Source organism: Flavobacterium sp. (genome assembly GCF_031423415.1).
Lineage (GTDB): Bacteria > Bacteroidota > Bacteroidia > Flavobacteriales > Flavobacteriaceae > Flavobacterium.
The window spans coordinates 1-11,971 of sequence record NZ_JANPFL010000087.1 but is presented as its reverse complement, the minus strand read 5'-3'; the positions used below and the strand labels follow the sequence as shown (position 1 = coordinate 11,971).

9 protein-coding genes, 1 tRNA gene and 1 pseudogene are annotated in these 11,971 nt (G+C 33.4%); 7 read left to right on the top strand and 4 right to left on the bottom strand.

Features of this window, described 5'->3' with window-relative positions; genetic code table 11:
* A pseudogene (typA, locus tag RMO83_RS08045) lies at positions 1-1,749 on the bottom strand (translational GTPase TypA); the annotation flags it as partial.
* Between the two features lie 159 nt (positions 1,750-1,908).
* Between typA and RMO83_RS08040 the strand changes: the two are divergent.
* Together RMO83_RS08040 and RMO83_RS08035 are read left to right on the top strand one after the other, a co-directional pair.
* Positions 1,909-3,621 carry a PAS domain-containing sensor histidine kinase gene (locus RMO83_RS08040; protein WP_310559162.1) on the top strand — a complete coding sequence of 571 codons (1,713 nt, stop codon included), beginning with the start codon at positions 1,909-1,911 and terminating at the stop codon, positions 3,619-3,621.
* Entirely contained in the window at positions 3,621-4,016 is a 396-nt protein-coding gene (locus RMO83_RS08035) for a response regulator (RefSeq protein WP_310559161.1), read from the top strand. The genes RMO83_RS08040 and RMO83_RS08035 overlap by 1 nt, the downstream gene beginning before the upstream one ends.
* Before the next feature lie 67 nt (positions 4,017-4,083).
* Here the strand turns inward: RMO83_RS08035 and rpsT are convergent, their stop codons facing one another.
* The 3 genes from rpsT to proS form a co-directional block, all read right to left on the bottom strand.
* Positions 4,084-4,335, bottom strand: a complete 252-nt coding sequence (gene rpsT / locus RMO83_RS08030; RefSeq protein ID WP_310559160.1) for a 30S ribosomal protein S20 — start codon at positions 4,333-4,335, stop codon at positions 4,084-4,086.
* Positions 4,336-4,371: 36 nt separating this feature from the next.
* A tRNA-Glu gene (locus RMO83_RS08025) sits at positions 4,372-4,443 on the bottom strand.
* A gap of 79 nt (positions 4,444-4,522) precedes the next feature.
* On the bottom strand, positions 4,523-6,001 hold the full coding sequence (gene proS, locus RMO83_RS08020; RefSeq protein WP_310559159.1) for a proline--tRNA ligase: 1,479 nt from the start codon (positions 5,999-6,001) through the stop codon (positions 4,523-4,525).
* Between the two features lie 100 nt (positions 6,002-6,101).
* On the opposite strand from proS, the gene RMO83_RS08015 reads away from it, so the two are divergent.
* The 5 genes from RMO83_RS08015 (at position 6,102) to RMO83_RS07995 (ending at position 11,861) form a co-directional block, all read left to right on the top strand.
* Positions 6,102-7,013 (top strand): hypothetical protein, encoded by a 912-nt coding sequence (locus RMO83_RS08015; protein ID WP_310559158.1) that lies wholly within the window; start codon positions 6,102-6,104, stop codon positions 7,011-7,013.
* A 48-nt stretch (positions 7,014-7,061) separates the two neighbouring features.
* Positions 7,062-8,732: a UPF0164 family protein gene (locus RMO83_RS08010; RefSeq protein WP_409025006.1), complete on the top strand. Its 1,671-nt coding sequence runs from the start codon at positions 7,062-7,064 to the stop codon at positions 8,730-8,732.
* A 274-nt stretch (positions 8,733-9,006) separates the two neighbouring features.
* Entirely contained in the window at positions 9,007-10,308 is a 1,302-nt protein-coding gene (gene rimO, locus RMO83_RS08005; protein ID WP_310559157.1) for a 30S ribosomal protein S12 methylthiotransferase RimO, read from the top strand.
* A 24-nt stretch (positions 10,309-10,332) separates the two neighbouring features.
* The gene (locus RMO83_RS08000; RefSeq protein WP_310559156.1) at positions 10,333-10,839 is read left to right on the top strand and encodes a hypothetical protein; all 507 of its coding nucleotides are present in this window, start codon (positions 10,333-10,335) and stop codon (positions 10,837-10,839) included.
* A gap of 95 nt (positions 10,840-10,934) precedes the next feature.
* A complete protein-coding gene (locus tag RMO83_RS07995; RefSeq protein WP_310559155.1) occupies positions 10,935-11,861 on the top strand; it encodes an N-acetylmuramoyl-L-alanine amidase in 927 nt (308 codons plus the stop codon).
* Positions 11,862-11,971: the final 110 nt, after the last annotated feature.

Below are 11,971 nucleotides of genomic sequence, written 5' to 3'. Positions count from 1 at the left end.
CAAACGAATCGATTTTGGAGTAACCTCAACATATTCATCTTTTTGAATGTATTCTAAAGCTTCCTCTAATGAGAAAATAATCGGAGGGATAATTCTAGCTTTATCATCATTTCCAGAAGAACGAACGTTAGATTGTTTTTTCTCTTTAGTTACGTTCACACACATATCATCGCTACGGGAGTTTTCACCAATTACTTGGCCTTCATAAATTTCGTCATTAGGATTAACGAAGAATTTACCACGATCTTGTAATTTATCGATAGAATAAGGAATAGCTTTTCCTTTTTCCATAGAGATTAATGAACCTTTGTTACGTCCTGAAATTTCTCCTTTGAAAGGTTCATATCCTATAAAACGATGTGCCATAATAGCCTCGCCTGCAGTAGCAGTAAGCAATTGGTTACGCAATCCAATAATTCCACGTGATGGAATATTAAATTTTATAATCATTCGTTCCCCTTTAGTTTCCATAGACAACATTTCTCCTTTACGCAAAGAAACAAACTCTACAGCTCTTCCCGAAAGTGTTTCTGGTAAGTCAATTGTCAATTCTTCAATTGGCTCACATTTTTTACCATCAATTTCTTTGATGATAACTTGTGGTTGACCAATTTGCATTTCATATCCTTCTCTCCTCATTGTTTCAATAAGAACAGACTAGTGAAGAACTCCACGACCAAAAACCATAAACTTATCGGCAGAATCAGTTTCACCCAATTTCATTGCTAAGTTTTTCTCTAATTCTTTTGTCAAACGGTCTCTAATATGTCGAGAAGTAACAAATTTTCCTTCTTTACCAAAGAAAGGCGAATCATTGATGGTAAACAACATACTCATTGTAGGCTCATCAATGGCAATAGTTTGTAAAGCTTCTGGATTCTCAAAACAAGCAATAGTATCACCAATTTCAAAACCTTCTACTCCAATAATTGCACAAATATCTCCAGCTATAACTTCTTGCACTTTTTTACGACCAAGTCCTTCAAAAGTATGCAATTCTTTTATTTTTGATTTCGTAATGGAACCGTCTCTTTTTACCAAAGAAATTGGCATTCCTTCTTTTAAAATACCTCTTTCAAGACGTCCAATGGCGATACGACCTGTAAAGGCCGAAAAATCTAAAGAGGTAATCAACATTTGTGGTGTTCCTTCAGAAACTTTTGGAGCAGGTACATTTTCGATAACCATATCTAACAATGCTTCTACATTATCAGTTACGTTTTCCCAATGATCCGACATCCAGTTATTTTTAGCTGAACCGTAAACCGTTGGAAAATCCAATTGCCACTCTTCGGCTCCTAATTCGTACATTAAATCGAAAACTTTTTCGTGAACTTCTTCGGGAGTACAGTTTTCTTTATCCACTTTATTGATAACAACGCATGGTTTTAAACCAAGGTCAAGTGCTTTTTGTAATACGAAACGTGTTTGTGGCATTGGTCCTTCAAAAGCATCTACAAGAAGACAAACACCGTCTGCCATATTGAGAACGCGTTCTACTTCTCCACCAAAATCGGCGTGACCAGGAGTATCAATAATATTAATTTTAGTTCCTTTATACACTACCGAAACATTTTTTGAAGTAATGGTAATACCTCTTTCGCGCTCCAAGTCATTATTATCAAGAATTAAATCTCCAGCATTCTGGTTGTCACGAAATAAATGACAATGGTACATAATTTTATCAACCAAAGTGGTTTTACCGTGATCGACGTGGGCAATAATTGCAATATTTCTAATAGATTCCATCTGATTTTTTTTGAGGTTGCAAAGGTACACTTTATTTTCATATAAAAAATCTTTATGTAATTGTTTGCAATTTGTTAACCAATATATTTATGGTAAACCGAATAAAATAAGTTTTGAATGATTATAAATAATTCCCTAATTATTATTTACATTTGGATAATGAAAAATAAGACCAATCAAATAACCCTACTATATATTTTAGTATCCATATTTTTGGCTACTGCTTATCGTGACCTTTTTTTAGTACTACTCCCATCAAATCCTTTCGCATTTAGTTTTTGGAGCGACCTACTATTTATAATTGTTTCTGGAATACTCCTAAGGTTTGTTCTGTATAAAAACGATATTAAAAATACTGAAATTTATAAAGAATTAAAGAATACAAACAATGAAATTAAAGATTCAAATGAAAGATACGATATCGTATCAAAAGCAACAAGCGATATCATTTGGGATTGGAAAATAACAGAAGATAGGATGAATTGGAATAAAGGAATCGAAGATATTTTTGGTTATAAACAAGATGAAATTGGTGAAAGTTCGAAGTGGTGGTTTGATAATATTCATCCAGAAGACAGCATTAAAATGTCTATAAAACTATATTCATTTATTGAACAAAAAACTGAAAAATGGCAAGATCAATATCGATTTAAATGTGCTGATGGGTCTTATAAATATGTTTTAGATAGAGGTTTTATTTTAAAGGATGAAACGGGTAAGTCTGTGAGAATGATTGGAGCCATCCAAGACGTTACAAAACAAAAAGAAGAAGAACAACGACTAAAATTGCTGGAAACCGTAATTACCCATACAAAAGATTCTGTAATTATTACCAAAGCAGATTTGAATAACGGAAAAATCCCCGATATTGTCTATGTAAACCCTGCCTTTTCCGCAACATCTGGCTACACTTTTGATGAAATTATTGGAAAATCTCCTGAAATATTTATGGGGCCAAATTCTGATAAAAAAGAGCACGAAAAGCTCATTAGTGCTATAAAAAACAAAAAAGAATGTCAAATTGAAACTCCAAGTTACAAAAAAAACAAAAATGCTTATTGGGTGAATTTCAACATGTTACCTGTTTACGATTCAGATGGAGAGGTTTCACACTGGGTTTCTATACAAAGAGACATTACCGAAGATAAAAAACAAGAAGTAGAAAAAGAACAACTTATCAAGGAGTTGACGATAAAAAATAAAGATTTACAACAATTTTCTTATATCACCTCGCACAATCTACGCGCCCCATTATCAAACCTTACGGGTTTACTAAACTTGATTGAAGATATTCCTATCGAAGATCCTGAACTTAAAGAAATTATAGATGGGTTCAATAAATCAACTCATCTACTAAACGACACCATCAACGATTTAGTAAAAGTAATTATAATAAAAGACAATCATAATATCGAGAAGGAATCTATATTGCTAAAAGATTTATTTGAAGATGTTTTTGGTCAATTAGATTTTCTTATTGGTTTGCATAAACCTATAATACTATTTAATTTCGGCGAAATTTCTTCTATGAATACAAATAAGTCTTATATAGAAAGTATTTTATTAAATTTATTGACCAATTCAATCAAATACAAATCCCAAGACAGAAAATTAAAAATAAATATAAAAGCTTCTCTATCAGAAGATAGCATAGTTTTAAAGTTTAAGGATAATGGAATAGGAATTGATTTGGAAAGAAATAAAGACAAAATATTTGGACTTTATCAACGATTCCACGATTATCCAGACAGTAAAGGCTTAGGTTTATACTTAGTAAAATCGCAAGTTGAAACTATGGGAGGTACAATTAGTATCGAAAGTAAAGTAAATGTTGGAACTACATTTACACTAACTTTTAAAAATAAACAATAATGCTTAACACAATTCTATGTATTGATGATGACCCTATAACCCTAATGTTATGCAAAATGGTTATCACCAAAGCTTCGTTTTCAAATGAAATAACAACTGCTAAAAATGGCGAAGAAGCCCTTAAATACTTCGACAGTCTTAAAACAACTTCTACTGTAAAAAAACCTCAGTTAATTTTTTTAGATCTAAATATGCCCGTAATGAATGGCTGGGAGTTTTTAGATAGCTTTATCACAGAAGAATATTCAGAATATCATCATACCAAAATTATTATTCTCTCCTCTACAATTGACCCAGAAGATTTAGAGAAATCAAAAAAATACCCAATGGTAATTGATTTTTTACCAAAACCAATTTCTAAAGAAATGTTGGAATTTTTAAAAGATAAAGTCTAAGTATAAACCATAAAAAAAGTCCCGATATTACATCGGGACTTTTCTATATAATTAGAGATTGTAATTATTACAATTTAGAAACGTGCTTTGTTAATTTGGATTTTAAATTAGAAGCTTTGTTATCGTGAATGATGTTTTTCTTAGCTAATTTATCAATCATAGAAATAACAGTTGATAATTTGGAAGCAGCATCTTCCTTATCAGTAGAAATTCTTAATGCTTTAATCGCATTACGAGTAGTTTTGTGTTGATATCTGTTTAAAACTCTTCTTTTTTCGTTACTTCTTATTCTCTTTAAAGCTGACTTGTGATTTGCCATTTTCTTAAATGATTTTTTCTTTATTAATTTTTTTTGTAGTCCCTAGGGGAATCGAACCCCTCTTACCAGGATGAAAACCTGGCGTCCTAACCGATAGACGAAGGGACCCTTCTTCTGTAATGCGGATGCAAAAATACAACTATTTTTGAAACGCACAATAGTTCACGTAAAAAAAATAATATTATTTTTAATATGCCCTTGCAAAAAGCACTCTTTCATTGGAATGCTTTCCAGTGAGAATACAGCTTCCTGCTTCTTTTACTCCGTTCAAAGGGATGCATCTTATTGTCGCTTTTGTCAGGTTTTTAATTTCCTCCTCAGTGGTTGCTGTACCGTCCCAATGAGCCGAAACAAACCCTCCTTTTCGTTCAAGAACATCTTTAAACTCCTCAAAACTATTTACTTCAGTTATGTGTGTTTTACGATATTCTAATGCTTTTTGGAATAATTCGATTTGGATTTGTTGTAAAATATTTTTGATATAAATTGCAATCCCATCTTTAGAAATAATTTCTTTGGTTAAAATATCGCGTCTAGCGACTTCAAGAGTTCCATTTTCAATATCTTTTGGACCTACGGCTATTCGAATAGGAACTCCTTTTAATTCCCATTCCGCAAATTTGAATCCCGGTTTTTGAGTGGTCCTATTGTCGAATTTAACTGTAATATTTAGATTTTTGAATTCTGATATTAATTCGTTTGCAACTGCAGTTATTTCTGCTAATTGTTCCTCTGTTTTGTATATTGGGACAATAACTACTTGAATTGGCGCCAAATTTGGTGGTAACACTAAACCTCTATCGTCAGAATGTGTCATCACTAAAGCCCCCATCAATCGGGTTGAAACTCCCCAAGAGGTTCCCCAAACGTGTTCTTGTTTTCCTTCGGCATTAGCAAATTTCACATCAAAAGCTTTGGCAAAATTTTGTCCTAAAAAATGAGAAGTTCCTGCCTGTAGCGCTTTACCATCTTGCATTAAAGCCTCAATACAATAGGTTTCTTCTGCACCAGCAAAACGCTCCGTTTCTGTTTTAACCCCTTTAATTACTGGAATTGCCATAAAATTCTCCGCAAAATCTGCATAAACATGCATCATTTTTTCAGATTCCTCAAGAGCTTCTGCTTTGGAAGCGTGAGCTGTGTGACCTTCTTGCCATAAAAACTCGGCGGTTCTTAAAAACAAACGCGTTCTCATTTCCCATCGTACAACATTTGCCCATTGGTTTATTAACAAAGGTAAATCTCGGTAGGACTGAATCCATCCTTTATATGTGGACCAAATTATGGCTTCACTTGTAGGGCGAACGATTAATTCTTCTTCTAATTTAGCATTTGGATCAACTATTAATTTACCAGGGTTATCTGGATCGTTCTTTAGTCTATAGTGAGTCACGATAGCACATTCTTTGGCAAAACCTTCGGCATTTTTTTCTTCTGCTTCGAACATACTTTTCGGAACAAACAAAGGGAAATAAGCATTTTGATGCCCTGTTTCTTTAAACATTCGATCTAATTCTGCTTGCATTTTTTCCCAGATTGCATATCCGTAAGGCTTTATGACCATACACCCTCTAACACCTGAATTTTCAGCCAAGTCGGCTTTTACAACTAGCTCGTTATACCATTTTGAATAATCTTCTTCTCTTGTTGTTAGGTTCTTGCTCATATTGAATAGTTTGGCACAAATTTTGTTTTATTAAATTTAACTAAAAAGTTCGACAAAACTAAGTATTTTTGTAATGTGCAACAATAAAAATCCCAACGATATGAAAACAAATATTTTTTCCACTCAAAATGTAACATTTTATACACTTATTGGATTTTTAAGTATTCTAGTAACTTCTTGTGGTTCTTATCAAAATAGTTCTTACTATGATAGCGATGGAATATATGGAAATGCTCCCAAAGAAAAACAAACCGTGTCAAGCACTCAGTATAAAAATTATTTCGGCTCTTTGCTAGAGGAGGAAAATATGGCAACGAACGATACCATTAAAAATCAAAAACAAGAAAATAGCCCAACAACTATTGTCAATGTGTATAACGATCCTTGGAACACTTCCTTTGGTTTCGGATATGGTTGGGGTGACCCATTTTTCGGATTTGGCAGAGGAAACGGCTTTGGTTGGGGTTACCCCTATTACGGGTATGGCTGGAATTCTCCGTATTATGGGTTTGGTTGGGGCAATCCTTATTTTGGATTTGGTTGGGGTAACGGATTTGGTTGGGGTTATTCAGGATATGGCTGGGGTTGTCCTACTTATGGATACAATAATAATTATTCTTATAATCCTAGCAGAAGAGGATCTTCTTATGGTAATAGAGTAAATGGCAATAGATATTTTCAAAACCAATCGTACGGCGATAGAACATCGAACTATACAAATACAAGAAGAAGTGCTACAAGTAATACAACCAGAAATAACTCCTCTTTTATGACTGGAGATTATTCGCAAAATAATTCTTCAAGCACAAGAAGTAGCGCCAACACTAGAGGTCAAAGTTATTCTGACACCAGAACTTATAATCCTTCAAGTACAAGTACTAACACCAACAACTATAATAATAGTAGTAATTCTAGATCATCATCAAACACTAACTACAGTAGTGGCGGCGGAAGATCTTCTGGCGGTGGAGGCGGATATAGCTCAGGTGGAGGCGGTGGTAGAAGAAGATAAGACTAAACTATAGTACAATAAATAAACATAACCTTAATTGAACAAAAGATGAAAAAAGTCTTAGTGCTCATATTTATTAGCTTCAGTTTTAATGTCGCCCAATCACAAGAAATAAAAGATGCTGTTCAGTATTCGCAAGATAATTTAAACGGAACTGCTCGCTTTAGAGCTATGGGTGGTGCTTTTGGTGCACTTGGTGGTGATTTATCGTCCTTAAATGTAAATCCTGCGGGTTCAGCCATTTTTTCTAACAATCAACTTGGAATGTCATTGAGTAGTTTTAACACAAGAAACAATTCTGATTATTTTGGGACCTCAACGTCGGAATCTCATAATAATTTTGATATGAATCAATTAGGTGTTGTTTTTGTTTTTAAAAACCAAAATCAATCTAGTAGTTGGAAAAAGTTTTCAATGGCAATCAACTATGATAATACTAATAATTTTGACAATTCCGTTTTTTCAAGAGGTGTAAATCCTTTTAACTCAATAGATGACTACTTTTTGAATTATGCGCGTCAAAATGGAGGTGTTCCTACACAATATATTGACAGTTTTTATTATTCGCATTCGTTAGACAATCAAGGAAATCCCATTTTAGGTTCTGACGGTTTACCAATAGAAAATTATAATTTACTTGCTAACTACTTTGGAACTTCCCAACAAAATATAGCAAATAATTTAAATAGTTATATTTATCAATATATTGGTGAAGTTGATGGAAAAGATGCTTTCGCCAATCAACAAGCTTTTCTTGGTTACGGAGCTTATGTTATTGATCCGTTGGTAAGGAATGATCCGAATAACAAAAATTATATTTCACTTGTCCCGGCCGGAGGCAATTATTACCAAGAAAATAGCATTGTTTCCAAAGGATATAACGGAAAATTATCTTTTAATGCTGCCACATCTTTTGAAAATAAACTTAATATTGGAGTTAATTTAAATTCGCATTTTACTGATTATATAAAATCGACCAGTTTTTACGAATCAAATAAAAATCCACTTGAATCAAATTATTCGGTAACAAATTTGCGATTTGATAATAATCTGCATACGTATGGAGGTGGTTTTTCATTTCAAATTGGGATAATTGCAAAAATTACAAATGAAGTTCGTTTAGGATTTGCCTTTGACTCCCCTATTTGGTACGTTTTAAATGATGAATTGTCGCAAAAGTTGGTAGTAGTGAGCAGTAAAACTGGTGCCAATGACGTGACTGATAGTGTAGACCCAAATTTCATAACAATATTTGCACCTTATAAATTACAAACACCAAGCAAAATTACTGGGAGTTTTGCTTATATATTTGGTAAAAAAGGGCTAATTAGCATTGATTATGCACTAAAAAATTATAACAACACTCAATTTCATCCTAAAAATGATTTGTATTATAGAGACCTAAATAATTATATGAGTTCAGTACTTAATACTACCGGAGAATTTCGTCTTGGAGCAGAATATAAAATTAAAGAATGGAGTCTTCGTGGCGGGTATCGCTTTGAAGAAAGTCCATACAAAGACAAAGCAACTATTGGTGATTTGAACTCATTTTCAGGAGGATTAGGATATAATTTTGGAGCATTTAAGTTAGATTTTTCTTATACCAATACGCAACGAGATTCCAAGCAATCCTTTTTCAGTCAAGGGTTTACCGATGCTGCACAAATTAAAACTAACAATAACAATGTCACAATGACAATGACGTTTGAATTGTAATAGTCAGAGTACAGAAAAATTAATAATACGTACAAATTGATTAAGCCGCTTTTGATTCTATCTCAAGTGGTTTTTTTTTGCAAATGTGTCCCGTCCTGAAATACAAAAAGTCATAAAATAGCCCCGATGGAAACGGCATCCTCTTGTGACCGGTTTTCGGCACGAGAGATACAGTGGACAGCGGGACAAAACGTATTTAAAAAACAAAGATTTATGCTCCTAAAAATAAAAATCGTAATTTTGCAAAATTCCAAATTATAGGAAATATAAATCTATGAGAACCAAATCTTTAAAAAAGAATAGAATTAATGTGATCACTCTTGGGTGTTCTAAAAATGTATATGATAGCGAAGTCCTGATGGGACAATTAAAAGCAAGCGGAAAAGATGTCGTTCACGAAGAAGAAGGCAACATTGTAGTCATCAATACTTGCGGATTTATTGATAATGCCAAGGCAGAATCGGTGAATATGATTCTTGAATATGCTGATAAAAAAGAACGCGGTTTAGTCGATAAAGTATTTGTTACTGGTTGTTTATCTGAACGTTACAGGCCCGATTTAGAAAAAGAAATACCAAATGTAGATCAGTTTTTTGGCACAACAGAATTGCCAGCATTGCTAAAAGCATTGGGAGCTGATTACAAACACGAATTGCTTGGTGAACGTTTGACAACTACTCCAAAAAATTATGCTTATCTTAAAATTGCTGAAGGTTGCGATAGACCTTGTAGTTTTTGCGCCATTCCATTGATGCGAGGGAAACACGTTTCGCAAACTATTGAAAAACTCGTAAAAGAAGCCGAAGGTTTGGCCAAAAATGGCGTCAAAGAATTGATTCTTATTGCACAAGATTTGACCTATTACGGTTTGGATATATACAAAAAGCGAAATCTAGCTGAATTATTAGAAGCTTTGGTACAAGTCGAAGGTATCGAATGGATTCGTTTGCACTACGCCTTCCCTTCTGGTTTTCCGATGGATGTTTTAGAAATTATGAAGCGGGAACCAAAGATTTGCAACTATATTGATATTCCCTTACAGCATATTTCTGATCCTGTTTTGAAATCGATGAAACGGGGAACTACTAAAGAAAAAACAACCAAATTATTGCAGGAATTTCGTAAAGCAGTTCCGGGAATGACTATTAGAACTACATTAATTGTAGGTTATCCTGGCGAAACTCAAGAGGATTTTGAAACTTTGAGAGACTGGGTTCAGGAAATGAAATTTGAACGTTTAGGCTGTTTTACTTATTCGCATGAAGAAAACACAAGCGCTTACGATTTGATTGACGATGTTCCCGAAGATGTAAAACAAAATCGTGCCAATGAAATTATGGAAATTCAATCTCAAATTTCTTGGGATTTAAACCAAGAGAAAATTGGCAAAACGTTCCGTTGTATTATTGACAGAAAAGAAGGCGAGCATTTTGTGGGAAGAACAGAATTTGACAGTCCAGATGTTGACAATGAAGTCCTTATTGACGCTTCGAAACATTACGTTAAAACAGGCGAATTTGTTATGGTAAAAATTATTGACGCTACTGAATTTGATTTATTCGCTGAACCTGTTTGAACTTACATTATTAAAAAAATACATATGAAAACTACTTATAAATTTTTGGCAACAATCATTATTCTGATTTCAATAAATACCGTTTCTGCGCAATATGGAAATGGTTATGGCGGCAATGGATATGGGAACGGTTATGGCAATAATGGTAGAATGAGCCAAATGGGCGCAATGAACCAAAACAGCCAGCCTGAAAAACCAAAAGAAATTCCTGCAGAAGAAATTGTCGCCAAATATATGGAGGATATGAAACCCGCTGTAGGACTGGATGAACTTCAAACTATTGCTATAACAAATGTATTAGTTGAAAGCGTAAATTCACAAGGCAGAATTACCAAATTAAATTTGTCGCAAGAGGATTTGATGAATGAATATAAAGCACTTTCTGAAAATACTGATAGAAAAATAATAAATTTTTTGAGCAAAGAGCAAAAAGATAAATATTTGACCTTTAAAGAAGAAATAAAACAACCGAAAAAATCGAAATCGAAAGACAAAAAGAAAAATAAAACTTCGGAAAATAAAGATAAATAATAAGGATACAACTTCAATATCAAAGCTTTGTTGAAAACCAAGCAAGTAAAAAGTGGAGATAGCACATAGTACCGATGATAAAAATTTTTACAAATATGAAACATAAAATACTTTTCATTTTCTATACTATTATAATATTATCAATTGTTGGTTCTTGCTCTTCAAATCCTTATAAGGTAAGTGATAAATCATACAAAGAACAGCTTAAAGGTTATAAAGAAACAATATCAAATACCGAACCTGCAAAATTAGAAACTAGCGTCGCAACTATCTTGCCTGCTGCTCAATTACCAATAGATCCGCTGGTGCTTTACAAAGATACTTTGTCAATAAAGGCTCCCAAAGCATTGTTGAATGGAATTAGTACAGAATGGATTAGCTCAGTCAATTTTAATCTTAGAAAACCAAATTTTATCATTCTTCATCATACTGCGCAAGACTCTTTAGCACAAACTTTAAGAACATTTACGATAACAAAACCTCAGGTAAGTGCGCATTATGTAATTGCAGATGATGGTAAAGTGGTTCAAATGGTCAATGATTATCTTCGCGCTTGGCACGGAGGAAACTCGATTTGGGGAAAGAACACCGACATTAACTCTTCATCTATCGGTATTGAATTAGACAATAATGGATTTGAACCTTTTTCAGACAAGCAAATCATAAGTCTTTTGGCTCTATTGACAAAACTAAAAAAGGATTACAACATTCCTATTCAAAACATCATTGGACATTCAGACATTGCACCAAGCAGAAAAACCGACCCTAGTAGGCTATTTCCTTGGAAACTTTTAGCATTGAATGGATTTGGCATTTGGCCTGATGAAATTTTAGAACCCGCTCCAGTAAACTTCAATGCTGAGCAAGCTTTACGAATTATTGGTTACAATACCAAAAATCTGTCCTCAGCTATAGCTGCTTTCAAACTTCATTATATTCAGACTGAAGTGGATAGTGTTTTAGATGAAAAAACCATAAATACCATCTATAATATATTTAGTCATTCCTTAAAAATGAATTAACAATTTGATTGTTAATAACTTGTGATTAAATTCAGTTGAAAACAGTACTTTTAAATCGCCAAAAAGTGTATATTTCGGTATAAAAAAGTGGCAATATGTTAGGCAAAATA